Origin of the sequence: Leptolyngbya sp. AN10, from assembly GCF_050565645.1 — a bacterium.
Taxonomy (GTDB): Bacteria; Cyanobacteriota; Cyanobacteriia; order Leptolyngbyales; family Leptolyngbyaceae; genus Leptolyngbya.
The window spans coordinates 36,114-61,409 of sequence record NZ_JBNXVP010000019.1 but is presented as its reverse complement, the minus strand read 5'-3'; the positions used below and the strand labels follow the sequence as shown (position 1 = coordinate 61,409).

The window sequence follows — 25,296 nt, the reverse complement described above, 5'->3', positions numbered from 1 at the left end:
GCTCCTGGATCGTGAGATTCGGGAGTTTTTTTGTGAATTTCCAAAGCGGGTCTATTGTAAAGCTTTGGAACGATCGCTAACTCAGACAATCACAGCACAATCTGAGGTTTTTCATTCAACATTAACCAATGCACATTTAACGTCTCTAAAATGCTGACTAAATGATCAAAATTTACGGGCTTGACCATGTAAGCATTCACGCCTAAATCGTAGCTTTGATTCACGTCGATTTCTTCTCTTGAAGTTGTGAAAATGACGACTGGAATTCGTTTTAATCCGGGTTGTTGACGTAACCAAGCGAGAACTTCAGTGCCCGATCGACGTGGCAATTTCAAATCCAGCAAAATTAACGCAGGAAGCGGATACTGAGCACGATCGTCATACGGGGACTCACCTGATAAATAAGCGATCGCTTTTTCGCCATCATTCACCGCTTGTACCGGAGCCGTAATTTGTGCTTTGCGAAAGGCGCGGTGAATGAGAATGACATCTTTTGGGTTATCTTCGACTAGCAGAATCGAGGGCGTGTCCATAAGTTAAGAAATTGACTCGGAGGATAGAGTAGCCAGCGTTTGTAATAGCTGAGTGGCTTGTCGAGCGTTTTCGTAGATTTGCTGCAAGTCAGGCTGAAGCGAATTGGACTGGGATTGATCCTGAAGCAGACGAGAACTGATCGATTCAATCTGCTGCAAAGCGTTGTGCAATTCATCGAAGCGAAAACTGCGATATTGGGCGAGTTCAGTCCGGGTTTTAGCTTCGTTGATAGCGCGAATGACGGCTCCCGGTAGCTGAGTATAACGATTTTGACGTTTGAGAATATAGTCATTCAGTCCGAGTTTCATCGCTTCAACCGCAATCTCCTCGGTTCCTGTATCGGTAAACATAATCACGGGCATGTTCGGATCGCGTTCTTTTACTGCCAGCAACACATCAATTCCGGTCGTCCAACGAATCTGGAAATCGGTAATCACCAGGTCGAAGTTTTTTTCGCGGATGGCTCGATTTAAACTGCCTTGATTGAGAATTTCGATCGCTTGGAGCGATGGGAATGCAGGTCTGAGGGCGCGGAGAGCTAAAGCGCGATCGCCTGGATTGTCATCAATCAGAAGAATGCGAAGCGGTGTCATGCGTTGGGTTAGAGGGATTTAGCAAGCGGCAATGAAATCCAGAAGTGGCTGCCCTCACCAGGTTTTGATTCTAACCCGATGGTTCCGCCCATACGATCGATGCCTTTGCGAACAATGGCAAGCCCAATGCCCGTTCCAGGAAACGATTCAATTCCGTGCAATCGCTCAAATACACCGAAGATACGATCGTGGTATTGGTCAGCAATGCCGATTCCATTGTCTCTAAACGATAAGCGTACCGAATTCTCTTGAACGTGAGCAGAAATTTTTACGATCGGCTGGATACCGGGTTCAACGAATTTAATTGCATTGCTGATCAAGTTCACCATCACTTGAAGCAGGGTGAAGCGATGTGCCATAACATACGGCAGATTTGGGGAAACATCGACGATCGCATTTCGTTCCTGAATCGTGGCGCTTAATTGTTGAAGTGCGGCTGCGATCGCATCATTGAGATCGATTGGTTGAAGTTGAATTTGTGTGCGGCTTAGACGACTGTAAGACAGCAAATCATGAATGAGACTATCCATTTGCACCGCACTTTCAGAGATGTTTTGAATGTATGAAGTTGCGACTGGATCGAGTCGATCGCTGTAGTCTTCTTCTAAGGCTTGAGAGAATCCCTGCATGATGCGCAACGGCGCACGTAAATCGTGGGAAACCGAATAGGTAAAAGCTTCTAGCTCTTGGTTAATCTCTGTAAGCTGGGCGGTTCGTTGTTCAATGCGCTGTTCTAAAGTTTCGTTGAGTTGTTGTAGAGCGAATTCGGTTTTTTTGCGATCGCGAATATCCTCAATCACTGAAATAAAGTATTTTGGGCTGCCATCGGGTTCGCGTATCAATGATGCCGTGAGATTGATCCAAACAATTGATCGATCTTTGCGAATGTAGCGTTTCTCCATCGAATAGGTTTGAATCTCACCTGCTAACATTTGCTGGACATGGTTCAAATCAAGGTCTAAATCCTCTGGATGAGTAATGTCCTGAAACGTCAGTTGATGTAATTCCTCGCAGGGATAGCCCACAAGTTCACAGAGCTTTCGATTTGTACGTAACCAAATGCCTTTTGGGGAAACGTGAGCAATTCCCACAGCGGCTTGATTGAAGGTCGATCGAAATTGTTCTTCACTTTCGCGCAGTTCAGCTTCAATCTGTTTTTGAACCGTAATATTTTCAACAAAAATCAGAATCCCGCTAACAGTTCCGGTTGCATCGTGCCACGGTTGCACCTCCCATCGCAAAAATTGTTCGGTTCCATCTGGCAATACATAGCGATCGCTTTCACATTTCGCACTTTTTCCGCTCAGTCCTTGCCGATGAATCGCTTTCCAATGCTCTGAAAGATTTGGAAATAGATCATAGTGAGATTTTCCCAGAACTGATTCGATCGACGATAAATGATAGTCCTCGATCCAGCGCTGACTGACGGCAATGTAGCGCATTGATCGATCGAACATTGCTACGCTCACAGGCGCATATCTTACAAAGAGTTGCAGTCTCTCTTCTCGTTCTTTTAAGGCTCGTCCTGATTGATTTTGCTCGACTTCGTAGCGTTTGAAGCCGCTGGCAATCAGTCCAAGTAACGCAAAGCTTGTTCCTGTAGCTAAGGCGAATGTGAGTAAGGTTGCGTTCAAATTGCGTTGGGATTCGAGGGTTCGCCGTTGTAGCTGTTGGTTTTTCTGAGATGCGATCGCGCCAACCTGTTGTCGAATCTCATCCATAATTTGCTCACCACGATCGAGCCGTACAATTTGTAGCGCGGCATTCGATCCCTCGGTTCGTCGTACTTGAATGGTTTGATCTAATTCTGCGAATTTCTCTGTGATTAATTGTTCGAGTTTTTGGAGTTGTTGCGGCGCGATCGCTTCAGATTGTTTGAGAGTTTGAACGCGCTGATTGATCGATGCGATCGCACGATTGTAAGGTTCTAAATATCGATCTTGTCCAGTCAGTAAGTAGCCACGTTGTCCGGTTTCTGCGTCTTTTAGCGTCGAAAGTGTTGCTTCCAAATTCGCGATCGTTTGATGGCTCTGATTGATAGACTGCTCGTTTTCAGCGAGTCTTAGAATATTGCGATAAGAGATCACCGCATTTAGCAATAACAAGACTAGAGTTGCAGCAAAACCGAAATTTAGTTGCCGGGACAGCGATCGTTTCATGAGTCAAGCAACAAGCACCATATCGAAACGGTAGTGTAAACGATCGATCAATTCAACTGTTAATGGACTGGAAAAAACAAAGCAGGAACCTCGAAAGATTCCTGCTGCAAGAGTGGTTTAGCACAGAGAGAACGATCGTGAATCGCGAATGCCTCTCTGTTGAAAAACTAATAGAGATCTTCTTCCTGGTGAGTCATGATGGTGCAATCTGACTTCGGATACGCCACACAAGTGAGGACATATCCTTTTTCGATTTGATCATCATCCAAGAAAGACTGATCAGATTGATCAATTTCTCCGTCCGTGATCTTGCCTGCACAAGTGGAGCAAGCACCTGCACGGCAGGAGTAAGGCAGATCCAAACCTTGCTCTTCAGCCGCGTCCAAGATGTACTCATCGTCGGGGACTTCGATCGTGGTGTTCAGTCCTTCAGCTTCGTTGATTAACGTGACCTTAAAAGTAGGCATTCGGTGATCCTCTCTAGTAATTAGGAGCGGCAGGATTGCCGGAAAAGTTGTGACTTAAGTTTTCTCAATCAGTCCTGAGTCGCTTAAGTTGTTTTCAATTCTGATACTACGGGAAAACTCAAGCGTTAAACGCGCCATTTGCCTGGATCGATGAACGCGATTCCTAATAAATCAGCATCATTTAATCTACTTATACTTATAGGACGATCGATTGGGCACAATCGAGAGTTACAATTCGTTACCCTAATTACTTTTAATCGGTTTCGGCTGCGAATCTATCGGTAGCATCGATCAAAGCACTCAAAATTCCGATTTCCATCATCGAGTGTCCGGCATCAGGAATCACAATAAATTCAGCGTCCGGCAAGGCTTTGTGTAAGTCCCAAGCCGAAGTCATCGGACAAACGACATCGTATCGCCCTTGCACAATTACGGTCGGAATGTGGCGAATACGATCGCAGTTTCTTAAAAGCTGATTATCGGTTTCAAAAAAGCCCCGATTCATAAAGTAGTGGCATTCGATTCTGGCGAACGCATCCGCGAATTCATCCTGAGAAAATTTACTTTGCAAATCTGGGTCAACGACCAATCGACTGGTGCTACCTTCCCAAACTGACCAAGCTTTTGCAGCCTTCGATCGGGTTTCGGCATCGTCACTGGTCAATCGTCGGTAATAAGCTGAAACTAAATCGTCGCGTTCTTCTACCGGGATTGGTTCTAAATATTGCTCCCAAGCATCGGGAAAAATCCAGCTTGCCCCTTCTTGATAGAACCAGAGAATTTCCTTGCGTCGTAATAGGAAGATTCCACGCAGAATTAGACCTAAACAGCGATCGGGATGCGTTTGACTATAAGAGAGCGATAAAGTGCTGCCCCAACTGCCTCCAAAGACAACCCAGCGATCGATTTGGAGATGCGATCGGAGTTTTTCAATATCGCTAACCAAATCCCAAGTCGTATTTTCTCTCAGTTCTGCGTGAGGTGTACTTTTCCCGGCTCCCCGCTGATCGAATAGAATAATTCGCCATTTCTCAGGATCGAAATACTGCCGATAGGTTGAAATCGTACCGCCACCAGGTCCACCATGCAGAAAGACGACAGGTTTTCCGTTTGGATTGCCGCTTTGCTCGTAGTAGATTGTATGCAAATCGGAAACTGGGAACATACCCGACTGGTAAGGCTCGATCGCTGGATAAAGATGACGCATTTGAAGATCTGGGCTAACTAACTGTAGACCATGATAGTTTCCCGCAGTTTTAGCTTTTATGCGCTCTAAACTTCCAGTCGGATTTTTGTTCCTGATTAGTATTGTGTTTATTGGTTTTGGCGATCAGTTTTTACCGCCCCAGATTGGACGGTATAGTTTTCAGGCGCGAAGCTCGATCGATCAATTGTTGGTGAATATTGTCCCGAATCGGCAACCCAAGACGAATCCGTATCGCCGGACTGAGGATGCGATTCAGGATACGAAAAATTAGAGAGCAATGTCCTGCATTAACCAGAATCCCGCGAACGCCTCGACTTCTGGGCTTTCTTGGATGGCTAGAAAATGCACCTGGTTCGATCGAGCTTTCGCCTCTTCAAATTGTTGCGCTTCTGGAATTGCTTTCTTATCCAACGTGGTGAGAAACCATCGATCGTTGACTCCCGTTTCAAGTAGTAACCGATTCGGAATCGTTGGATCGTATTTCACCGCGGCAATTTCTAGTCCCGACATCCAAGCCGCCATCGCAGTCGCACGTTTCGAGAAAATGATCAAACCTGGAACAGGCGCATCCAGTTCAAGCTCGGTCAAACTTAACGGGAATGCTTCCCCGAAGTCGATCGACCATTCGCCCATGTCCTGAAATGCCTCTAGGGGCAAAGTCGCAAACGCCCATTTCTGACCTTCTAGCGCTTCGGGTAGGACTTGGGGTGGAAGCACTGGAAAGACGACCGAAGGATTTAGAGAAGGCTGATATCCAGATTCTTTTGGGTAAACGTTTTGAGAGCGATCTTGCATCCAAGCGCTTAAAGCAAGAGTCCGACGACTCAGAACAGCAGGCAGATCTAACCCTTTGCAAGCGGTAGTGATCATATTGTTCATGGCTTGGCGGAAGAAGCGGACTTTATCTGGAGGATTCGGAGCCTCGGAGATCGCGGACTCGATCGCATCTTTTAACCAGCCCGAATTCACTTCTGTACTCGGACAATATTTGGAAAACCGAAATAGTTTCTCTGGCTGAGTCTCGATCGCGGTTGGACTTTCGCAAATCAGCACTTCCCAAATCTTTTTATTTTGCTCATCCAAAATTGGACGTGAATAATAATCAAGTTCCCAAATCGTTGGCATAATTTAGCGCGGTTGCATCTCTTCAATTATCCGATCGAAACGGTTTGCAATTGTTGGCAGGCTTTCAATCCTAAAGAGGGATTCGATCGATACTCGTCGGTCGAACTCCAAACGCTCAATTGCCGCTCCGCTGAAATGAAATAAAGATAAGCAGCAGTTGGATCGTATTTCAGCCCGACTTTCAAATTCGAGAAATCATCCTCACAACTCTCAAACCCGAATCGGACAACAACTTGAGCGACCAAACATTCTGGCGTATCTTGCGTTTCACCCAGGGCATCCCGTTCCTGCCAAAACGTATCAAGAAACGATTCTAGAATTGGCAACATTTTTTCCGGTGCGCCGTTACGACTGGCATACACGATCGCGGGATTTCCTTCGACGACGATGTGACAGGGAGTAGGCATAAGAATTTTCGCTCTCAAGACCACCCTTAGCATAAGCTGTCGCTCGTCCGGTTTGCGTGTCGATCGAGATTTTCGGGAAATATACGGTTCTAAGCCGATCTTAAACTTTGCAGAATATTTATATCGAAATCGTCACAATCCTATGCCCTTCCCTTCTGGTGCTCCATCTGCTGATTTGTCTCGCTGCAAGATTCTAGAGTCCCGCGATCAATATCGATCGTGTCATATTCGCGTTCCCGATTCCGAAGAGCGGATGGCAGCGATCGTATTGGGCGATCGCTATTACAGTTTTTTCCGACTGGTAAAAGATTCGCAAAAAGCCCTGCAAATTGCCGCCAAATTAGTCTATCGAGGCGATGAAGTGGCAATGACTCGCACCATCAAAGGCGACGTGATTTGGATTTATGAATCAGAAGCCGAAGAAGACAAACCGAAAGCGATTGCGAAATCTCGATCGACTGCCGCTCAAATGCCTCTGATGAGTTCAGGGCTGTGGAAATTTCTCGCTTCGGATCACGAGTATCGTCCCTGTCAAATTCGCGTTCCCGACGTGGCAAAACCAATGACCGCGATTTACAACGATGGACAATATTACAGTCATCTCAGAACCGTTCGAGAGCAACAACAAGCGATCGAGCTTGTAGAACGATTATCGAGCAAAGGACACGCGGCTCGAATTACGAAACACGAACAAGCTTGGGCGATTTGGGTACTCGAATCAGAAGCCTCAATTCAGACGTAATCCATTCAGAAATGTACGAGAATAGATCTGTCCGACCTGTCGAGTTGCTCAGAGAGAAGAACGCTGTGTCTCATACGATCGTTACAAATACTTGTGAAGGAGTCGCGGATTGCGTTGATGCGTGTCCGGTCGCCTGCATTCACGAAGGTCCTGGAAAAAATACGAAAGGAACGGATTGGTACTGGATTGATTTTTCGACCTGTATTGATTGCGGCATTTGTCTGCAAGTCTGTCCGGTGGAAGGTGCGATCGTGCCTGAAGAGCGTCCCGATTTGCAAAGTACACCGAAGTGAATGGTTTTGAAATCTAATAGTTTCTGAAAGGGTTGCTTTGCGCCCTTTTTTTTGTTGCTAGTATGAGTCACACGTATTCCAAAAAAGGAACAAGCAGTGATGCTCGAATTGGCGACTACTCTACAAGGTCAAACGATTCAAAATCGAGTGCGCGAAGTAGGAATTAATCCTAATCACTGGTATGCAGTCGCATGGGCGCACGACCTGAAACCGGGAAAAATTCTCCCCATTCGGATCTGGAGTCAGCAAATTGCACTCTACCGCGATTCCCAAAATCAAGTTCAAGCGGTTGAAAACGTCTGCCCGCATAAAGGGGTCGCGATGGATAAAGGCAAAGTTCAAGGCGATGCGATCGTGTGTGGCTATCACGGTTGGGAATTCAACGGACAAGGCGAATGTGTTGGAATTCCCTACTGGAATGAAGGGCAGAAATTACCCTGTGCAAAGATTCAGAGCTATCCGGTTCAAGAGAAATATGGCTTGATCTGGCTATTTCCAGGCGATCGAGATTTTGCAGAATTAGCTTCAGTGCCCGACATTCCTGAATATGATGATCCGACGTGTTTTATGGTTCCGATCGCAGCTAAATTCAAAGCTCATTTCTCGATTTGCAACGAAAACACGATGGATGTGTTTCACGGATATTTGCACCAGAATCTACAAGGCTGGTTTGATCCGGTTTTGACGAAACTGCGGGAAACGGAAGACTCGGTAAAAGCAGAATATCAAGTGTCGTATAAGGGCGTTTTAACGAAGTTTATCGGACTCAGTGAATCGGGCGGGATCACGACCAAAACGATCTCTGTAGACTATCAATATCCGAATTACATTAATAAGCTGGAAGGCATATCTGCCTTATATTTGATGCGATTACCGATTTCTGAAACGGAAAGTCGATCGTTTGCGATGTTATTTTTACGGCTTCCGATTCCAGTTTGGTTAATCAATCTAGTGCGCCGACCGTTGCAGCCTGTGATCTTGCATTTGTTATTCTTACCGTTCCTGCATCAAGACATTGAAATGATCGAGAGCGAACAAGAGAACTATTTGAAAAACCCATCGCGGCGATATGTTGAAGTCAATCCAGCGATTATTGCAGTGCAGCGATTGATTGTGAAACAGTTCGATCGATATCAGCAATCCCTTCAACGGTCTGAAATGATCCGTCAGTAACGAATTTTCTTTTTTCATTGCAAACCGGAGCGATCCGAGAAAAATCGAATTACAGTGACAAACGGGACATCTGAATTTCGCAATTTCTAACTTAAGTCAGTTGTTGCCGATCAGATGTCATCGTACATCTCGATCGAGAAGATTTATTTTCAGTACACCTATGAGACACCAAGCATTGACCTTACCAAGTTGGCGGCGAGCGGTGGTTGCCGTCATGTTAGCGATCGCGCTCTTTATCTCTGGCTGTCAGCAGCAAGAACCCTCTCGTTTCGCAGAAGCTCAGAAGGAAAGTAACAAACCTGGAGTCGTTGCAGTTGCGAAAGATGCAACTCAGGGCAGCCAGTTTAACAAGTACTTCCCGAAAGCTGGAACCGGATATGAGCGCGTTTTCACTCAAGAGAAAAAAGGGTTTGCCGAAGCGAAATTAAAGCAGAACGGCAAAGATCTCGCGATGTTGTCGATTTCGGATACGTCGAGTTTGCCAGCCGCAGCAGCGAAATATCAGAACACGACTGAGAAGATCAACGGGTTTCCAGCCATGACAATGGGCAATACACAGACCGGAGTTTTGGTTGGGAAGTATCAGGTGAAAGTGCTGTCGCGAGATCCGTCTTTTACCAAGGAAGACCGGGAGCAGTGGCTTTCTAGGTTTGATCTCAAGGGATTGTCACAGCTTAAAGGGTAGATCGGTGACGGTTGGGCATGAGGGATTCGCGCTTCGTTTGGGGCGGATCGTGCCCCCTAAATCCCCCAAAATTGGGGGACTTTGAGTAGAAAGAGATTCTCTTGCCTCCAGGTGATTTTCCAAATTTCAAAGTCCCCCAGAATGGGGGATTTAGGGGGCGACCCCCAAGCCATCCGAACTCAAAACCATTTGTGTACATCGAGCAGTTTTGGTGAGAGAACGCTGAATCTACGATCGACAATTTCTCTCAGTCCTAACTGCCGAATTTGAACGCTTCATAAGAGGATTTTTCATGAGTAAACCCATTTTTGAACTGGTAGACGAACTTCCTACGGGTGGTACTACAGTTAAAGCCCTGAACACGCTTGATTTTCTCGTTCCTGGACAGTGGCAAAATCTCACCGGATTTACCAACACGATTCGTACTGTGACTGGTGAAACCGATGAAAGTTTGATTCAAGCGATCGGAGAACGCGCCGTTTTTCTCTACAACGACGAATCTCAAGGCTATCAACGCGCTATGTGGCTTTATCAAACCGTGGATAATGCTGCGAGTGCCCTTGGAACTGCCGCTCTCGCCAACAAAGTCGGACAAGACATCTCATTTCTCGGATTCTTGAGCAATCTGACTCCAAAACCGGAAAAACTGCAAAGTTTAGATCTCTGTGTCAAGCTCGTTGTGGAACTTGTCGCCTTTTGTCAAATTAACGGCATTCCTGGAGACAGTATCGGAGACTTTCTTGGGGCTTTGGGCGACTACGGCGGCGAATCTTTAATGCGGATGGCAGCTTTAGTTAGCTTCGACGGTTTAATCCCGCTTGGTGGCGATTTCATTCAGAAAGGCTTGTCCACGATTAGCCAAACGACTCCGCAGGAATTGGAGAAAAACCAATCGTTTAAGAGCGTCAAACCGTTAATTCCGGGAGGCGATTCGGCTGGACAGTTGAACTTTATCGGACAGAGCTTTGATTCGGTCAAAGGCTGGATGGGAGATTTCGTCTCTTCGCGGAATTTGACTCAGCAAACGTTACTCGATCGAGTTCGCGGAGTCGTCGATGTTTCCGCTGACAAGCTCGATTACGTGGGCGCATTCCTGGATGTCGCAGTCAAGTACTACACTCACACGGGAACGCAAACCCTGGCTCGTCGTCTTGTAGAGCGGGCAGTCGCAGAAATCTAAGAGGGTTAAACTCTCAGAAAAAGGCGATCGTGCTTCAGGGTGCGATCGCTCTTTTTTTTCGATTTGAAAGAGTCCTGATAAGCTGTTATCACGTCTTTTTTCGAGACTTGTCGATCGGAAATTGCGCTCTGTTGCGCGAAATTCATCATCGGCAAATATACTGTTGAGTCAGAAGCAAAATCGCGAACGTCAAGCAGGTGAGAGGAGTAAACTGTGCAAGTTGTTAAGGAATACGTGCGGCGTTGGTATGAAAGTGAACTCGACCCGGATGAGTATCTCTGCCATCAACGCCAGGGGAACATGGTGGAAATTGAGGAGGCAGAAACGGGACATCGGCGCACTGTTCTTACTTTTTGTACAAATGATGTGCTGGGCTTGACCCAAAACGAATCGGTGAAACAAGCCGCGATCGATGCCATTTTCCAGTACGGAACCTCGAATAGTTCGACCTCGGTTTTGAGTGGTCGGATTGACCTGCATCGCCAGCTTGAGGACGAAGTATCGAATTTTAAGCATTTACCCCATACCCAACTGTTTCTCAATGCTTGGATGGGCATGCAGGCGTTGATGGATGCGTTTTGCCATTTGGCGATTCCGGTTCCAGGATTTGACCATACCCGCGAAACGTTGATTATGACCGATGTGCTAAATCACGGTTGTATTGTGTCGGCACTGGCTCATGCAGGAACTCGATCGGGAAAACTTTTCGGCTATAGTCCCAGAGTTCGCGTGAAGGCGTATCGTCACTGCAATACGGAAGATTTGGCGCGGAAGCTGAAGCGCTATGTGCGACCGGGCGATCGTGTCATGGTTGTTTCTGATGCGGTGTTCTCAATGGATGGCGATATTGCACCGCTGCCTGAGATGATCGAGATTTTGTCGAACTATCCGGATAGCACGTTGGTCATGGATGAAGCCCATGCGACAGGTGCGTTGGGTGCGACGGGACGAGGCATTTACGAGCATTTCGGATTGAAGCCGCAAGATGCCATCGATCGAGGAATTAATCCTTTGATTCTTTCAACGTTTGCAAAATTTGGTGCATCGGTAGGAGCGGCAATTAGTACTCATGTGGCGGAATTGAAGCCGTTACTGAACTGTTCGCCAACCTCGATCGGAACTTGTTCACTCGCTCCCCCTCTAACGGCTGCGGCGTTACAGAGTTTTCGTACTGTGCAAGAGCATCCAGAATTGGTGTCACGGTTGCAGGAAAGTACACGATATCTGCGATCGCGGTTAGCCGCTCAGGGATTTGAAGCGATCGGGGAAACGAATGTCGTTCCAGTCTTGCTTCCAACTGATATGAATCCCAAGGTGTTTGCACGTGAGCTAATGGAATTGGGGATTTGGGTGTCTCCGATTTGGTTTATTGCCAAGCCTCGGATTCGGATCACGGTGAACGCATTGCATACTCGTGAAGAGATGGATTGTCTTGTGGCGGGAATGGTGAAGGTGCGTGAACTGATGTACAAAGAGGAAGCAGCAACGATTAGCGCTTAATTTTGTATGGATAAAACAAAGCCCACCGGAGGTTCTATTTTCCGATGGGCTTTTTGCTAAGAGGGTGTTTGAGCAGTAATCGTTGATCGCATTCACCCGCCCGGAAATGAATCTCCGGGCTGATCGGGGGAAGCCCACTAAACTGGGCTAAGAACTCCGAATTACGCTCCCAGCCCGCTTCAGCGGGGTTTCCTCCATTAGCCCGGAGATTCATTTCCGGGCGGACTGGCAACGCAGCAAAGCCGCTTTTTATGCTTTTCAAACACCCTCTAAGAGTAACTTTGAGATTAAAGCGGTTTCGGCAATGAACGCCAACTTTCAAAGCATTTTTTTATACAGAGGTTTTCTCAGCCTTTTTCAACATTTGCTGTGCAATTTGCATTGCTGGCGTTTTTCCATATTGCAATTTCAAATTCTGAATTGCTCCATTTGCCGCTTTCATCACACTACCCGATGGACTCTGCAATGCCTTTTGCAAATACGGTAAAACTTTCTCCGATCGAATCTCTCCTAATGCTTGAACCGCATACTGTCGAACCTTGAGATCCGAATCCTGCGTTAACTTTCCGAGGACTGGAATCGATCGCTCAACTTCACTGCGTCCTGAATTTTGCCGAGCGATTTGACCGAGTGCGATCGCAACATTTCCCCGCACCATTGGATCAGCATGAGTCGTGTACTGCATCAATTTCGAGACGTGCTTCAAATCTTTTGATTGTCCCCAAACGAGAATATCCTGGGTTAAATCTTCGATCGCGCCATCGTTGGGACGCTTCGGATCTTGAATCGTGGGCGGAATTGTAAACGCGATCGTTTGCGCTCTCGGTTCTTCTTCTGTGACTTGCTTTGGATCTTGAATCGCGGGTGGCAGAATCACTTCTGCGGGTTCTTCTCTGGGTTCTGGCGTTTCGTCGATCGCTTCTGACTCTTCAGCCTGCGGATTTAGAATCGCCTCGATTTTCTTTGTTAATTCAGGTTCTGTGATTGAAATCTCTGAGGTTTCATCAATTGCTGCTACAGGTATTTCTGCGATCGCAGGTTCTTGGGGTGGTGTTGGGATCAGGCGTTCGATCGAATCTTCCTTGGTGTTGGATTTTTCATACCGCGACACTCCGAAAATAATTCCACCAACCACTGCTACAAATGCAGCGATCGCCATCAAACTTTGAACCATAACCCTAACTTCCATGCAATTCAGCTTTATCATTTTGTCTTAAGTAGGCAAAGTTGCTGGATTTGTTTAAATGTCTCAATGGTTAGAACATACGGCGCAAGTTGAAGTCGAAGCCTCGATCGAGAAAGTCTGGGGGTTTTGGTCGGATCTTGAACAAATGCCGAATTGGATGAACTGGATTTCTTCGGTGAAAGTATCTGAAGAACAGCCAGAACTCTCGCGCTGGACACTGAACGCGGTTGGATTGCAATTTAGTTGGCAATCGCGTTTGACTAAAATCGTTCCAAATCAGATCATTCAATGGGAATCGATTAGTGGATTACCCAATCGGGGAGCCATTCGATTTTACGATCGCGGATCTGAAGGCAGCATTGTCAAAATGACGATCGCATACTCGGTTCCTGAACTGTTGGCGCAGATGATGAATAACGGAATGGTCGATCGATTTGTGCAATCGAATATTCGGGCAGACCTCGATCGATTTCGAGAATATGCAGTGAAGTCTGACCAAGCCGTATAATTCACGCTTGACTTCTGCAAATATTTTCATGGCGCAAAATCCATTTGATCAATTGTCCAAGCAGTATTTAGAAGAGTTTCTAGCTCCCATCGGCACTGTTCAGCGACAATACGAAATCCCAGGCGAGGCTAAATTTGTCGATGTTTGGTTTGTTCCAAATCCTGATGCAGTTCAAGCGACTGATTTAGGTCTTTTGGGGCGGATGGTGCAGCAACCTTGTCTGCTCGAACCTTATCGAAATGTCCCGACTCGAACTGAGGTAAGGGTTTCAGTGATGAAACTGGTTTGGGTACAGGAAGACGAACGCCGCAAAGCACAGTGTGAAGAATTACCAGACAACGAAATTCCTCAACTTTGGATTCTCGCAGCGACTACTTCTAGACCTTTGCTGGAAGAGGCAGAAGGCAAAATTAAAGCGGATTGGATGCCTGGGGTTTATTTCATGTCTGGGATTTTGAAAACTGCGATCGTTGCGATCGATCAACTTCCTGAGACTGAAGAAACTTTGTGGCTAAGAATTTTAGGACGCGATCGAACACAGGAGCGGGCAATTCGGGAAGTTCTCGCTTTACCTGTAGACCATCCGAGACGCAGCAATATTTTACGATTGCTGGTTAGTTGGAAGGTTAGAATTGATTTAGGTGAAATCATTGATAGCACTGAGCAGGAGACAATAATGGCACTGTCTGAAGCATTTTTACTTTGGGAGCAAGAAGCTGAAGCCCGACTCCAGCGCAAGGCTGAACAGGAAGTGCGACAGAGAGTTGAACAGGAAGTGCGACAGGAAGTACAAAACGCAGAGCGTCGATCGCTGATTTTTCTCCTGCTTGAACAGAAGATTGGAACTTTGCCAAACGAAGTCGTCGATCGAATTTCTACGCTCACACTCGATCAAATGGGAAGATTAGCGATCGCACTTCTAAACTTCACGTCGATCGACGACCTCACCGATTGGCTGAACGAGCAGTAGGGCTAACAGGAAATGCTTTCAAGATAACGATCTCATGTTATCTACCGCAGCCCTTTAAGCAGTTCCGTAACATCTTGATAGCCCTGATAATTACCCTGCTTCATGTATAGCTCTGCGGCTTTCTGAAAATTGTCGATCGCGCCTTGATTATTGCCTAGATGTCTAAGTAGTTCGCCTCGGAAATAGTAAGCTTTTGCAAACTCAGGGTTGAGTTTGATCGCTTGGTCATAATCTGCGATCGCGCCAGTAGTATCTCCTTGTTCCTGCTTCTTCACAGCTTCGTTGAAGAATGTTTTAGATTGTAGTTCTGTTTGAGGGTCTATTCTTGGACTTGAAGCCGACGGTTCAGATGGCGTGGAAGACCTAACATCAGGGGTGTTTCGCCAACTCTGACTCAAAGAAAGCGTAAGACCAATCGAGAGTATTATGCCCAGAATCACTTTTATCGCGAGTGCGACCTTAAATGAGCGCTCTTTTTTCAAACTTGCATTCTCAAACTGCGCTTCGTTGAGATGATTGTTAGCTGTATGTATTTGTGATTTTTGCGGTTCTCTCTGTCGTTCTCGGATAATGCTTACTGCCATTCGTATTCCTTTAGCTACATCTTTGAAGGCTTCATCCTGATCCGACCAACTTTTAATTGGCTTTGCGTTCTTTGGTAAGGCTTGTAGTTTTGCAAATGGCGCATTCTCCCAGTCCACCTGTCGCAACAGAATTGGAATGACGCAAGCCTCTCCTTCCTCGTGCCGCTTTAACGCTTTCTGCATTTCCACATCCCAGCAATAGTCCGATGCGAGGAAATCAGAACTCACCATCAACAAAACGATATCCGCTTTTTTCAATTGCTCATCAATCTCTCGATTCCATTCATATCCCGGCGCGAGCATCCGATCGTGCCAGCCCGATATGACACCTTGGCGCTGCAAAATACTCAAATGTTTTACCAGTTCGTCTTTGAACTCTTCATCCTGATGTGAGTAGGAAAAGAAGACCCTGATCGCCGCTTCAGTCATATCCCTCTGCGCCAAAATTTATACTTTAGTTTAATAAAGAAAAACCTGTTACGGAAGCGTTACGTAATCAAAACCTAATTTCACCTTGCACTAACGCTCGCTCGCAATCTAAACGACAGCGTGAATCGATTGAAACTTGCCAATCTATAATGAAGAAATGTAAAGAGACTCTTCAAGGGCTATCTCATGCTGATCGATCAACGTCCTGTATTGACTGAAACGATTGAACTTCCCGCAGGTGGAACCGATCCGACTCGATTTGATTGGAAAGAAGCTTGGTATCCCGTTCACTATGTTCAGGATTTAGACAAAACCAAGCCCACGAAGTTCACACTATTAGGGCAAGATTTGGTCATTTGGTGGGATGGGAAGGCTCAGAGTTGGAGAGCCTTTGAAGATCAGTGCCCGCATCGGTTAGCGCCGCTCTCAGAAGGCAGAATCGCAGAAGATGGACTGCTTGAATGTCCGTATCATGGGTGGGCATTTGAAGGAGATGGGAAATGCGATCGTATTCCACAACAACCCGAAGGATTGAGCGCAAATGAATCGAAACGCGCTTGTGTAAGCTCTTACGCTACCGCAGAACGGCAAGGATTACTCTTTGTCTATCCAGGAAAGCAAAATCCTGAGCAGGTGAAGATTCCAATTATTGAACCGATGGAAGAATCGCCCGATGAATGGGTTTGTTTGAATACGTTTCGCGATTTGCCTTATGATGCGTTGACTCTGTTAGAAAATGTTTTGGATGCGAGTCATGTCCCGTTTACACATCATAAATCGGTGGGAAATCGATCGAATGCTTCTCCGGTTGAGTTAGAAGTTCTGGAATCTGGAAAACAAGGCTTTACAGGATTTTGGCAAGAAGGTCCGCGCAAAGGGACATTAGGATCACAACACAGTCGCTTTATTGCTCCCGGATTGATGTGGCATGATCTGACCTCAAAGCAGTTTGGAAGAACGATGACGGTCGTCTATGCGACACCGATTAGAAAAGGTGAATGTCGCGTATTTGCTCGATTCCCGTTCAAGTTTGCATCGAAGCTACCAAGCTTTTTTATTAAACTTACACCTCGTTGGTACTCGCATTTAAGTAACAATACAGTTCTAGAAGATGATCAGATCTTTCTGCACTATCAAGAACGTTACTTAGATCAAAAGGGCGGTAGTCCGAATTTTGCCAAAGCGTTCTACTTGCCAACTCGTGCAGATTCGTTTGTTTCGGGCTTGCGGAAATGGGTGAATGAGTTTGACGCTGAACCTTTTCCGGGGGAAGCATTGCCGCCCCTACGATCGATCGATGAATTGCTTGATCGATATTCTTCCCACACGATTCATTGTTCGAGTTGTCGAACCGCGTTAGCTCGAATTCAGAAGCTTAAATTTGCGATCGCAATTCTCGGAATTCTGACTTGGGCAACTTTGCCATTGATCTCGATCGTCTTTCAACCGTCGTCTTTGAGCATTGCGATTCTGGCTGCGATTGTGCCTTTAATCTCAGGCTCCATGTGGCTTATCCTGCATCACTTTGAGCGTAAATTTCATACAGGAGATCGAACACCCGCAAGAAATTTACCAGAGAAGTGAATCCGATGCTTGCGGGGATTCGTAATCCAAACACGATGACGGATCGATTTAACCTGGAGGCGTAAAAAGTATGACCTTGCGTTTAGTCGAACGGCTCAATGCTGTCAGACACCAAAACTTTGTGGGGCGTGAATCCGAATGTGGATTGTTTCAAGCCGCGATCGCGTCCCGCACTCTGCCTTTTTCTGTGCTGCATCTCTCAGGAATGGGTGGTATTGGCAAAACCATGTTAGTTCGGCAATTTGCTCAAATCTGTCGAACTCTGAACATTCCGACAACCTATATCGATGGGAGAACGCTTGAACCTACACCCCAAGCTTTTCTGAGGGCTTATCACCCAATTGGTTCGGCTCGACAAGTTTTATTCATTGATAGTTACGAGCGATTGTTACCGATCGAAACTTGGCTACGAGAAGAATTTCTGCCTCAGTTACCAGAGCAGACATTGATTGTTCTATCCAGTCGAACGGCTCCGAATTCTGCTTGGCGAACTGATCCAGGATGGCAAGCTTTGTTTTATGCGATCGCGCTTCAAAATCTAAGTGTTGAAGATAGTCAGCTTTATCTTAAAAAACGATCAATTCCGCCTCTACCAGAAATTCTTAACTTTACATCCGGGCATCCATTAGCTTTATCACTGATGGCAGATCTCTATATTCAGGATGCAGGTCTGATCTCAAATGCAACTTTTAGTGTGACTCAAATTTTGCTAGAAACATTTTTAGAAGAGGTTCCGAGTTCTACACATCGAATTGCTTTGGGAGCTTGTGCGATCGCAGATTCAACCACGGAAACATTGTTATCTGAACTATTACAGCAAGATGATGTTCATGAACTATTTGAATGGTTACGGGGACTTTCGTTTGTGCAATCAGAACGCTTTGGATTAGTTCTCAATCCCGTTGCACGAGAAGCGATTGTTTCCGATTTACGTTGGCGAAACTATGATTTGTGGAGTCGGTTTCATCAACGAGTTCAGAACTATCGCACTCCTTCAGAACCGGATCAGGAAGCTTCAATTGCTTTGAGCCAAACCGAATTTAATCAAGCGGTTTGGGATGCGTTTCGTCACTTTGTTCGCCCGGATGTATTGCATCAGAATCCATTATTGCGATCGCGCTTAGTGATTGAACAATCGACAACTCCTGATACTCGAATTGAAGTTTTGCGATCGCGTTTACAAGAAGCGGCTGAACTTTTACAAATGTCTCCTCGTGATGAGAAGCTTTATCGAACCTTACATCGAACTTATTTGAATCCAGCACCAACGCAGGAACAAGCAGCGGAATGTTTAGATTTACCATTTAGTACCTATCGACGTTACTTAAAAACAGGAATTTCGCGAGTTGCAGAGATTCTTTGGCAACGAGAAAGGTTAGCGAGTTGAGAGGATGTTTGAAGCGTGTCGTTCATTGCATCCACCCGCCCCGGAATGAATTCGGGGCTAATTGAACGAAGTCCACTGAAGGGACTACCAGCCGACAAAACTCACGTCTTCAGTCCTTTTCAAAGGACTTTCGCCTGATAGCCCCGAATTCATTCCGGGGCGAAATCGAACGCAGCGAGAAGCCTCTGTATGCGTTTCAAACTTCCTACAAAATGCTTAAGGCACAAACACTGTTAAACCATCTGGAATACATTCGACCTCGATCGGGGTTGTGCCCACAACTTCACCATCTACCACGACTTTTTGAGCCGGATTCGTACTCACTTTCAGCCGTCGAGTGCGACCATGAATCACATTTTCTTGATTCAGTTCAGTTCGTGTAATCGCCGCTCCCAACAGTCTTAGCATTGTTGTTACGGCTTGAACTTTGTTTTCTGCGGTCGCGATCGTCACATCTAACAATCCATCATCGACCAAAACTTCTCCTGCACCCTGAGCCAAAATTGAAGTCGGTGGAGCCGCATTCGCGATCGTCATTGCTCGCGCTTCAAATTCATAAGTCTTCCCTTCTGCTTCGATCTCAATTTGAAACGGCTGTTGTTGATCCATCACGCGCCAACCTGCCATCAAATAAGCCAATGTTCCCCATTGTTTTTTTAAGGCTCGATCGGCAGTTTCAACCACATTCGCTTCGTAACCAATTCCTGTTAATAGAATCATCGGAATGCCATCACAGTAAGCCGCATCAATCTTTCGAGTTTGTTCAGCTAAAATCACTTGACACGCATTCCGAACAGGTAACAATCCTGGAATGCCGAGTGCCATTGCAAACGCATTCGCAGTTCCTCTAGGAATAATACCAAGTGGAATTCCTGTTCCAATCAATGCCCCTGCGACCGCAGAAACAGTTCCATCTCCGCCAGAAGCAATCACGAGATCAGCATTATTCGAGAGAGCAGCTTTAACGAGTTCTTCGGGTTGTATGTCTGGTGTCGTGTGATGAATGTGTAAGCTTAAATGCGGATCTAAGAGTTCTTGAATCAGAGCTAGGTCTTGATTCGCATCTCTTTGTCCAGCAACGGGATTGAAAATTAAGTGAGCAACGCGAGTTTTTGCGAGTCGAGTGACGATCGCTTCTGCGGTGGATAGATTCGTCGCGATCGCAACATTGTACAAGTTACAGAGCCGAAAGAGTGCGAGAAAATTCGGCTCAGTTTCGGCATCTGGATCAAGTAAAACAATCACGGCGAGAATGTTACCGCTTGCAACCTCACCTGCAATCTGAACGGTTCCGCCGAGGGAATGGGCAAGTCGTTGCTCGATCGATAATCCGGTTGCGGTTTGAATTTGTTCTGCGGTTCTGGCTGTGCCGATGAGATGATAGCGTGCGAATGTAGGCTGATGGGCTGAAACAAACCGCACCATTTCATCTTTACGAGTGTTGTGAGCAATAAACGCGATCGTATTCGGCATCAGAGCAGTCCTTAGAATCCACACTCTGAATTATAGGAAACTTAGTTCTTCCAAATCCGAACGGTTTGATCTTTACTACCACTCACAATACGATCGCCATCAGTTGCAACTGCTAACACCCAGTCTTTGTGACTGCTTAAGGTTTGAAGCTCTTTTCGATCTTGAAGCGACCAGAGCTTGACCGTGTTATCAACACTGCCACTGATTAATCTCTGACCATCTGGAGTAAATGCGATCGCAACGACTCGCGAAGTATGTCCTTCAAGCGTCTGAATCAGTTCACCTGTTTGCCAGTTCCATTGCTTGATCGTTTTATCCCAACTTCCACTCACCAATGTTTGCCCATCGGGACTGAATGCTAGAGCGCGAATCGCATCTTTGTGTCCGGTAATGGTTCTGATCAAGTCCCCAGTTTGAGCATTCCAGAGTTTGATGGTGCGATCGAGTCCTCCCGTTGCGATCGTTTTCCCATCAGGACTAACGACAACCGAGAAGATTCGACCGTCATGAGCAGGAATCGCCTTGAACAAGGTTCGCTTTGACAGTGACCAAAGTTTTAGATTGCCATCTTCGCCAACACTAAAGAGTGTATCTTTGTTGGTTGCGACAGACCAAACTGGACTACCGTGATCGAGGGTTTGAATTGGTTGATTGTTTTGCAGATTCCAAAGCTTGATTGATCGATCGGCACTTCCACTCACTAGAATCCGATCAGGCGTTATTGTCAGCGATCGAATTGTATCGTAGTGGGCATACGATATCGTATTCGTAACGGTTCCAGTATCTGCATTCCAAAATTTAATCGAACAATCCTCAGTAGTACTAATGATAGTTTGTCCATCTAGAAGCACCGACCAAGCAGCGGAAGAATTCAGCGTTTTGGATACGTTGAAAGGATTCGATCGAGCAACAGGCTGCTCGGTTGCAACAGGCTGAGTGACTGTAGGTTGTTGCTCTGTCTGTTTCGGAACATTTCGAGAGATAAAAGCTCCGCCAGCCGCCGCACTTAACAGCAAAAACAAACTCAGTGCCAGTCCTAACTTAATCGGAGCAGCTTGTTTCGGAGGTGCAAGTAGTTTTGCTTTAGATAGCAAAATCTGTTCGTAAGTTGCTGGCTCTAATACGCTGACTTGAGTTCCCCGACCACCGGAAGTATTTGCTATCACTTTGAGCGAAAGTTCTTCGAGGTAAGAATCGATCGAGGTTGCAAACGTACCTGAGACAAATAGTTTAAATAGCTTGTTTTGATTGAGCGATCGACGGGTTTGATCTCGTAGTTCTTGGGGAATCGAAACCCCCATTTGGGCAGACTCGTAGGTTTCGTAATTGGCAATCACTACGCTTTCGATTTGCTCTGGAAGGACTTGTCGATCGACATAAGTTGCTGCTCCTCTGGCTAAACAGGTGAAAATGACATCCAAATGCTCTGGCTGTAGTTCTCCTGCGTAGTAGTAGCAGACAAAATACGGAATGTGATTTCGTCCTAAATCATCGGCTCCATCGTTGTAGAGCCAACCGAACAGCGTTTGATTTTCAGAAATTCGATACAAGTAAACAGCCCGATAGCTCGATTCAGGCGGGTTATAGGCATCCCAATGTTGATGAACAATCTGATCAATGAATGCCTGCTGAATCTCAGGCGAAATCGCAGCACTGCTGAGTGCTCTAAATCCAACTTTCGCAAAGCTGGTATAGACCAGTTGACCTAAAAGAAGAGACATTAGAAATGTATTTTTTGTTCATTAACGGGCACTTGATCTGGAGTTATCGTAAACAATCCCAGCGAAAATAACAACGCGATCGCAATTCCCAAAATGCTAATACTTGCGATCGCAAGTAAAGCGACTGACTTACGGAGATTCGATGGGAACATCTGTTGTGTCAGTGCGGTTTGAGCTAAACCTGTTGCTAGATTGTGGTTGGGTTGAAAATGATGGTGTTTGTTTAACTGTGCAAGTAACCAAAGTAACGGGTCTGCGGCTCCTCGTGCATTTAAAGTCGAAGTGCCTTGCATTGAGACGACTGGAATCGCGGAATAGAATCTTTGGTAGCTGGCTTTAAGTGCATCGAGTCGAGTGATTAGTGGCTGTAGATTCTGCTCGATTTGAAGCTGTGTAACTGTTCCAGATTCGAGCAAATCGCACTTTGTGAGAACTAGCGCGAAGGAATAGTTTAATCGTTGTTGTTGAACGAGAGATGCGATCGCTACAACTTGATCAAATAAGTCTGCTAGAGTTTGGGCGTAGTCTGGATCGTGAAGTAATCCAGGAGCGCTAATAAACACACAGCAACCCTGTGATTTCAGCACAAGCTCTTGAAAATCAGGGTTACGAATGTGACATGATTCGCCCGGAATGTCCCACCAGCGGAACTTACAGCGGGTTTTTACTCCCCACCAGCCTTGATACTTCAAATCAAAGTTAAAGTTCGTAATTTTGATCGTTGCAGGTGGATACAGCCCTGTGTTTTGAACATGGAACAGAATTTTTTCAATGTTCGATCGAACTTCTTGATCTTGACATTCAAACCAAGCCGCTTTCGGATGTTCAGAAGAATACTCTCCCTGCAATTCCGTATAACTTCCAGCCAAGAAGACTGTTTTACCAACCCCACGTTCACCGATGCTGAGCAGATTGAAAGTTTTAGCAACCATAATGATTAGAAAAAGCGACGAAAGAAACTGAACAATTGAGACAAGTCACTAAAATCACCAAAGAATGCAAACGTTGTTTGTCGAAGTCGATATCCGGTTCGCGAGAAGGAGTTAAGTTTCCCTGCTCCAGTGTCAAGGCTTGTTTGACCTTCACCGAATGTATCGATCGCGGTGTCCTGAAAGAAGAATCCAGGTTGTTGAGAAAAGCCTCCTGGCTGTCTTCTAAATCCACCTGTAACCGTTTCTTCTTGTTCTGCTGAGAGTTCGTGAATGGGTTCAGACATTGTTTTGATTCCTAGTACGATAAAAACTTCAAATGTTCACCAGACTGCGCTTTTAACTCGTTCGGAGATCCCTGAATTATCACTTGACCTCGATCGAGCAATACCACCCAATCCGATCGCTCAATCACACTTGGACGGTGCGTAATCATGATGGTCGTTTTGCCTCGTCTCGATTTGAGTAAGCGATCGAGGACTTGAGCTTCACTCACCGGATCAAGCCCTGCTGTCGATTCGTCCAGGATTAATACAGGCGGATCAGTCACAATTCCGCGAGCGATCGCGAGTCGTTGCCGTTGTCCTCCAGAAAGATTCGCACCAAACTCACCCAGTACGGTTTGATATTGGTTTGGTAGCTGGCTAATAAAGTCATCGGCTCCAGCAATTTGACAAGCTTTAACAATCTGTTCAAATGAAATGTAAGGCGTTCCTAAACGGAAGTTTTCAACGATCGTTCGACTCCAGAAATGAGCATCTTGGGGGACATAAACCACTTGTTGGCGTAAACAATCGAGTGAGAGATCTTGTAAGTTGTAGTACCCAACTCGAATGTTGCCAGAATTGGGTTCGTACAATCCTGCGATTAATTTAGCTAGAGTGCTTTTTCCGCAGCCGGAAGTACCGATTAATGCGATCGCATTTCCACCTGGCAAGCTCAGAGAGAAGTCTTCCATCAAATCGACTCGTCCTGCATGATGGAAATTCAATCGATGACAGATAACATCCGCCTCACTAGAAAGATGAGCAAACGGTTTCTGTGTCTGGTTGTGAACTTCTGGAGTCGCATCAATTACCTCAGAGACGCGACTAACTGCGGTTTGCGATCGATAGTATTCATCCACCAATCCCAGAATCGCACTCATAAATGCAAGAACATTGCCTTGCAGTCCATTAAACGCTAACAATTGACCAATACTCAGTTCTTTATTAATGACTAGATAGCTCCCCAATCCCAACAGTAAAACACTTCCAATTTTGCTGACTTGCTGAGTAAAGGTGCTGGTTAGAATTCCAATCTGAGTCGTACTAAAGCTGAGATTAGCTAATCGTCCGAATCGACTTTGCAACTCTTCCCAAAACTGAGGAGCAGCATTCGTCGATTTCATCACCAAAGCGCCCTTAAAGGTTTCAACTAGCACGCCTTGATTCTCAGAAGACAGGACTAAGAGATTGCGAGTTGCTTTCTGCAAAGTGGGAAGAAATGGAACTACAGAAACCGTCATCAGAAGTCCAATCACAATCACTGCGCTCGTTAGCTTCCAGCTATAAAACAACATAAAAGCGAGTGAAATCAGCGCGATAAAAAACTGACTAGGTAAAGCCACGACGACTTGAGACAGCAATTGATTAATCTCATTGATATCGCGTAATCGACTGATAATCTCCCCACTTCGACGAGTTTCGTAGTAGCTCAACGGCAACCGAAGAATCTTATACCCGAATTCTAGTACGAATCCTAGCTGCAATCGTTGACTAAAGTGAGCAATTAAAGTCGATTGTAATAGCTGTAAACTTCCACTAAATAAACTTAGAACAATCACACTCACAACAACGACCGTTAGCAGTTGAGCATCTTGTCTAACTAAAACATCGTCTGTAAGAATTTGAATCAAGAACGGACTTGCTAACGAAAGTACTCCCAACACGACGTTGATGAGCAATGCACTGAGTATCAGCGATCGATAAGGCAGAATCCGCGCAAAAAATCGCCCAAACCCGCTCTTTTCATCCGGTTTCGTCTGCGAAAAAGTCTCTGTGTCAAGCTCTAACAGCAACATAATGCCATTCCAAGCCGACATCAGTTCTTGTCGATCGACATAGCGCAATCCCAAAGCCGGATCAGCAATCACGAACTTTCGTCCCCGTTTGCCGTAGAACACCACCCAGTGATAACCCTGCCAATGAATCACACCAGGCAAGGGTAGTTCATTTAATCGATCGAGAACTTGTTCTGAAACTTTTACCGATCGCGTTTTGAATCCTAATGTTTCAAATCCGCGTCTCAGTCCTAACAGCGTAGTTCCGAGTTGTCCCGTTCCAACGGCTTCTCGACATCGTGCAATACTGATGACTCGTCCGTAATGTTTGCTAATTGAAGCGAGGCAAGCCGCTCCACAGTCTTCTTCACTCAGTTGAGCAACACAGACATATCCTTGTTTGATTGCAGCCACCATAG

Annotated in this window: 25 protein-coding genes; 11 read left to right on the top strand and 14 right to left on the bottom strand. The window is 45.9% G+C overall.

Annotation, left to right across the window (positions count from 1 at the left end):
* Positions 1-89: 89 nt before the first annotated feature.
* From ACQ4M5_RS24655 to pip, 5 genes are all read right to left on the bottom strand, one after another.
* Positions 90-533 carry a response regulator gene (locus tag ACQ4M5_RS24655; protein WP_430678351.1) on the bottom strand — a complete coding sequence of 148 codons (444 nt, stop codon included), beginning with the start codon at positions 531-533 and terminating at the stop codon, positions 90-92.
* Positions 534-536: 3 nt separating this feature from the next.
* Positions 537-1,127 (bottom strand): response regulator, encoded by a 591-nt coding sequence (locus ACQ4M5_RS24650; RefSeq protein WP_430678350.1) that lies wholly within the window; start codon positions 1,125-1,127, stop codon positions 537-539.
* Between the two features lie 8 nt (positions 1,128-1,135).
* A complete protein-coding gene (locus tag ACQ4M5_RS24645; RefSeq protein WP_430678349.1) occupies positions 1,136-3,286 on the bottom strand; it encodes a sensor histidine kinase in 2,151 nt (716 codons plus the stop codon).
* Positions 3,287-3,453: 167 nt separating this feature from the next.
* Positions 3,454-3,753 (bottom strand): ferredoxin, encoded by a 300-nt coding sequence (locus tag ACQ4M5_RS24640; protein ID WP_430678348.1) that lies wholly within the window; start codon positions 3,751-3,753, stop codon positions 3,454-3,456.
* 253 nt (positions 3,754-4,006) lie between these two features.
* The gene (gene pip / locus ACQ4M5_RS24635) at positions 4,007-4,960 is read right to left on the bottom strand and encodes a prolyl aminopeptidase (protein ID WP_430678347.1); all 954 of its coding nucleotides are present in this window, start codon (positions 4,958-4,960) and stop codon (positions 4,007-4,009) included.
* 58 nt (positions 4,961-5,018) lie between these two features.
* Here pip and ACQ4M5_RS24630 point away from each other — a divergent pair, with 58 nt between their 5' ends.
* A complete protein-coding gene (locus tag ACQ4M5_RS24630) occupies positions 5,019-5,231 on the top strand; it encodes a hypothetical protein (protein WP_430678346.1) in 213 nt (70 codons plus the stop codon).
* Here ACQ4M5_RS24630 and ACQ4M5_RS24625 read toward each other — a convergent pair.
* Positions 5,228-6,085 carry a Tab2/Atab2 family RNA-binding protein gene (locus ACQ4M5_RS24625; RefSeq protein WP_430678345.1) on the bottom strand — a complete coding sequence of 286 codons (858 nt, stop codon included), beginning with the start codon at positions 6,083-6,085 and terminating at the stop codon, positions 5,228-5,230. The two genes, ACQ4M5_RS24630 and ACQ4M5_RS24625, sit on opposite strands and share 4 nt — an antisense overlap.
* A gap of 26 nt (positions 6,086-6,111) precedes the next feature.
* The gene (locus tag ACQ4M5_RS24620; protein WP_430678344.1) at positions 6,112-6,492 is read right to left on the bottom strand and encodes a histidine kinase; all 381 of its coding nucleotides are present in this window, start codon (positions 6,490-6,492) and stop codon (positions 6,112-6,114) included.
* Between the two features lie 142 nt (positions 6,493-6,634).
* On the opposite strand from ACQ4M5_RS24620, the gene ACQ4M5_RS24615 reads away from it, so the two are divergent.
* The 6 genes from ACQ4M5_RS24615 to ACQ4M5_RS24590 all read left to right on the top strand — a co-directional run bounded on the left by ACQ4M5_RS24615 (position 6,635) and on the right by ACQ4M5_RS24590 (position 12,065).
* A complete protein-coding gene (locus ACQ4M5_RS24615) occupies positions 6,635-7,234 on the top strand; it encodes a hypothetical protein (RefSeq protein ID WP_430678343.1) in 600 nt (199 codons plus the stop codon).
* Positions 7,235-7,299: 65 nt separating this feature from the next.
* Positions 7,300-7,527, top strand: coding sequence for an indolepyruvate ferredoxin oxidoreductase subunit alpha (locus tag ACQ4M5_RS24610; RefSeq protein ID WP_430678443.1), 228 nt, complete (start codon positions 7,300-7,302; stop codon positions 7,525-7,527).
* Between the two features lie 99 nt (positions 7,528-7,626).
* Positions 7,627-8,700 carry a Rieske 2Fe-2S domain-containing protein gene (locus ACQ4M5_RS24605; RefSeq protein WP_430678442.1) on the top strand — a complete coding sequence of 358 codons (1,074 nt, stop codon included), beginning with the start codon at positions 7,627-7,629 and terminating at the stop codon, positions 8,698-8,700.
* Positions 8,701-8,860: 160 nt separating this feature from the next.
* A complete protein-coding gene (locus ACQ4M5_RS24600; RefSeq protein ID WP_430678342.1) occupies positions 8,861-9,385 on the top strand; it encodes a hypothetical protein in 525 nt (174 codons plus the stop codon).
* 292 nt (positions 9,386-9,677) lie between these two features.
* Positions 9,678-10,565 carry a hypothetical protein gene (locus tag ACQ4M5_RS24595; protein WP_430678341.1) on the top strand — a complete coding sequence of 296 codons (888 nt, stop codon included), beginning with the start codon at positions 9,678-9,680 and terminating at the stop codon, positions 10,563-10,565.
* A gap of 213 nt (positions 10,566-10,778) precedes the next feature.
* On the top strand, positions 10,779-12,065 hold the full coding sequence (locus tag ACQ4M5_RS24590) for an aminotransferase class I/II-fold pyridoxal phosphate-dependent enzyme (protein WP_430678340.1): 1,287 nt from the start codon (positions 10,779-10,781) through the stop codon (positions 12,063-12,065).
* A gap of 331 nt (positions 12,066-12,396) precedes the next feature.
* On the opposite strand, the gene ACQ4M5_RS24585 is transcribed toward ACQ4M5_RS24590, so the two are convergent.
* Positions 12,397-13,239 (bottom strand): HEAT repeat domain-containing protein, encoded by an 843-nt coding sequence (locus ACQ4M5_RS24585; RefSeq protein WP_430678339.1) that lies wholly within the window; start codon positions 13,237-13,239, stop codon positions 12,397-12,399.
* A 70-nt stretch (positions 13,240-13,309) separates the two neighbouring features.
* Between ACQ4M5_RS24585 and ACQ4M5_RS24580 the strand changes: the two genes are divergently transcribed.
* Entirely contained in the window at positions 13,310-13,759 is a 450-nt protein-coding gene (locus tag ACQ4M5_RS24580) for an SRPBCC family protein (protein ID WP_430678338.1), read from the top strand.
* A gap of 28 nt (positions 13,760-13,787) precedes the next feature.
* A complete protein-coding gene (locus tag ACQ4M5_RS24575) occupies positions 13,788-14,729 on the top strand; it encodes a DUF4351 domain-containing protein (protein WP_430678337.1) in 942 nt (313 codons plus the stop codon).
* A gap of 41 nt (positions 14,730-14,770) precedes the next feature.
* Here ACQ4M5_RS24575 and ACQ4M5_RS24570 read toward each other — a convergent pair whose 3' ends face one another.
* The gene (locus ACQ4M5_RS24570; protein ID WP_430678336.1) at positions 14,771-15,742 is read right to left on the bottom strand and encodes a TIR domain-containing protein; all 972 of its coding nucleotides are present in this window, start codon (positions 15,740-15,742) and stop codon (positions 14,771-14,773) included.
* Positions 15,743-15,928: 186 nt separating this feature from the next.
* Between ACQ4M5_RS24570 and ACQ4M5_RS24565 the strand changes: the two genes are divergently transcribed.
* Both ACQ4M5_RS24565 and ACQ4M5_RS24560 read left to right on the top strand, forming a co-directional pair.
* The gene (locus ACQ4M5_RS24565; protein ID WP_430678335.1) at positions 15,929-17,326 is read left to right on the top strand and encodes a Rieske 2Fe-2S domain-containing protein; all 1,398 of its coding nucleotides are present in this window, start codon (positions 15,929-15,931) and stop codon (positions 17,324-17,326) included.
* A 70-nt stretch (positions 17,327-17,396) separates the two neighbouring features.
* Complete coding sequence (locus tag ACQ4M5_RS24560; RefSeq protein ID WP_430678334.1) at positions 17,397-18,713, top strand: hypothetical protein; 1,317 nt, start codon at positions 17,397-17,399, stop codon at positions 18,711-18,713.
* A gap of 216 nt (positions 18,714-18,929) precedes the next feature.
* Here ACQ4M5_RS24560 and ACQ4M5_RS24555 read toward each other — a convergent pair whose 3' ends face one another.
* From ACQ4M5_RS24555 to ACQ4M5_RS24535, 5 genes are read right to left on the bottom strand one after another with little or no spacing between them, the layout of a single operon-like run.
* The gene (locus ACQ4M5_RS24555) at positions 18,930-20,186 is read right to left on the bottom strand and encodes a methylglyoxal synthase (RefSeq protein ID WP_430678333.1); all 1,257 of its coding nucleotides are present in this window, start codon (positions 20,184-20,186) and stop codon (positions 18,930-18,932) included.
* 41 nt (positions 20,187-20,227) lie between these two features.
* Positions 20,228-21,907 carry a WD40 repeat domain-containing protein gene (locus ACQ4M5_RS24550; RefSeq protein WP_430678332.1) on the bottom strand — a complete coding sequence of 560 codons (1,680 nt, stop codon included), beginning with the start codon at positions 21,905-21,907 and terminating at the stop codon, positions 20,228-20,230.
* The gene (locus ACQ4M5_RS24545; protein WP_430678331.1) at positions 21,907-22,839 is read right to left on the bottom strand and encodes a hypothetical protein; all 933 of its coding nucleotides are present in this window, start codon (positions 22,837-22,839) and stop codon (positions 21,907-21,909) included. The genes ACQ4M5_RS24550 and ACQ4M5_RS24545 overlap by 1 nt, the downstream gene beginning before the upstream one ends.
* A gap of 5 nt (positions 22,840-22,844) precedes the next feature.
* Positions 22,845-23,123: a hypothetical protein gene (locus tag ACQ4M5_RS24540; RefSeq protein WP_430678330.1), complete on the bottom strand. Its 279-nt coding sequence runs from the start codon at positions 23,121-23,123 to the stop codon at positions 22,845-22,847.
* A gap of 11 nt (positions 23,124-23,134) precedes the next feature.
* Entirely contained in the window at positions 23,135-25,294 is a 2,160-nt protein-coding gene (locus ACQ4M5_RS24535) for a peptidase domain-containing ABC transporter (RefSeq protein WP_430678329.1), read from the bottom strand.
* Between the last annotated feature and the right edge of the window lie 2 nt (positions 25,295-25,296).

Coding starts and splice junctions, on each gene's coding strand:
- ACQ4M5_RS24655 (WP_430678351.1), bottom strand. CDS start 533: ATGGACACGCCCTCGATTCTGCTAGTCGAAGATAACCCAAAAGATGTC.
- ACQ4M5_RS24650 (WP_430678350.1), bottom strand. CDS start 1,127: ATGACACCGCTTCGCATTCTTCTGATTGATGACAATCCAGGCGATCGC.
- ACQ4M5_RS24645 (WP_430678349.1), bottom strand. CDS start 3,286: ATGAAACGATCGCTGTCCCGGCAACTAAATTTCGGTTTTGCTGCAACT.
- ACQ4M5_RS24640 (WP_430678348.1), bottom strand. CDS start 3,753: ATGCCTACTTTTAAGGTCACGTTAATCAACGAAGCTGAAGGACTGAAC.
- pip (WP_430678347.1), bottom strand. CDS start 4,960: ATGCGTCATCTTTATCCAGCGATCGAGCCTTACCAGTCGGGTATGTTC.
- ACQ4M5_RS24630 (WP_430678346.1), top strand. CDS start 5,019: ATGCGCTCTAAACTTCCAGTCGGATTTTTGTTCCTGATTAGTATTGTG.
- ACQ4M5_RS24625 (WP_430678345.1), bottom strand. CDS start 6,085: ATGCCAACGATTTGGGAACTTGATTATTATTCACGTCCAATTTTGGAT.
- ACQ4M5_RS24620 (WP_430678344.1), bottom strand. CDS start 6,492: ATGCCTACTCCCTGTCACATCGTCGTCGAAGGAAATCCCGCGATCGTG.
- ACQ4M5_RS24615 (WP_430678343.1), top strand. CDS start 6,635: ATGCCCTTCCCTTCTGGTGCTCCATCTGCTGATTTGTCTCGCTGCAAG.
- ACQ4M5_RS24605 (WP_430678442.1), top strand. CDS start 7,627: ATGCTCGAATTGGCGACTACTCTACAAGGTCAAACGATTCAAAATCGA.
- ACQ4M5_RS24600 (WP_430678342.1), top strand. CDS start 8,861: ATGAGACACCAAGCATTGACCTTACCAAGTTGGCGGCGAGCGGTGGTT.
- ACQ4M5_RS24595 (WP_430678341.1), top strand. CDS start 9,678: ATGAGTAAACCCATTTTTGAACTGGTAGACGAACTTCCTACGGGTGGT.
- ACQ4M5_RS24585 (WP_430678339.1), bottom strand. CDS start 13,239: ATGGTTCAAAGTTTGATGGCGATCGCTGCATTTGTAGCAGTGGTTGGT.
- ACQ4M5_RS24580 (WP_430678338.1), top strand. CDS start 13,310: ATGTCTCAATGGTTAGAACATACGGCGCAAGTTGAAGTCGAAGCCTCG.
- ACQ4M5_RS24575 (WP_430678337.1), top strand. CDS start 13,788: ATGGCGCAAAATCCATTTGATCAATTGTCCAAGCAGTATTTAGAAGAG.
- ACQ4M5_RS24570 (WP_430678336.1), bottom strand. CDS start 15,742: ATGACTGAAGCGGCGATCAGGGTCTTCTTTTCCTACTCACATCAGGAT.
- ACQ4M5_RS24565 (WP_430678335.1), top strand. CDS start 15,929: ATGCTGATCGATCAACGTCCTGTATTGACTGAAACGATTGAACTTCCC.
- ACQ4M5_RS24560 (WP_430678334.1), top strand. CDS start 17,397: ATGACCTTGCGTTTAGTCGAACGGCTCAATGCTGTCAGACACCAAAAC.
- ACQ4M5_RS24555 (WP_430678333.1), bottom strand. CDS start 20,186: ATGCCGAATACGATCGCGTTTATTGCTCACAACACTCGTAAAGATGAA.
- ACQ4M5_RS24550 (WP_430678332.1), bottom strand. CDS start 21,907: ATGTCTCTTCTTTTAGGTCAACTGGTCTATACCAGCTTTGCGAAAGTT.
- ACQ4M5_RS24545 (WP_430678331.1), bottom strand. CDS start 22,839: ATGGTTGCTAAAACTTTCAATCTGCTCAGCATCGGTGAACGTGGGGTT.
- ACQ4M5_RS24540 (WP_430678330.1), bottom strand. CDS start 23,123: ATGTCTGAACCCATTCACGAACTCTCAGCAGAACAAGAAGAAACGGTT.
- ACQ4M5_RS24535 (WP_430678329.1), bottom strand. CDS start 25,294: ATGGTGGCTGCAATCAAACAAGGATATGTCTGTGTTGCTCAACTGAGT.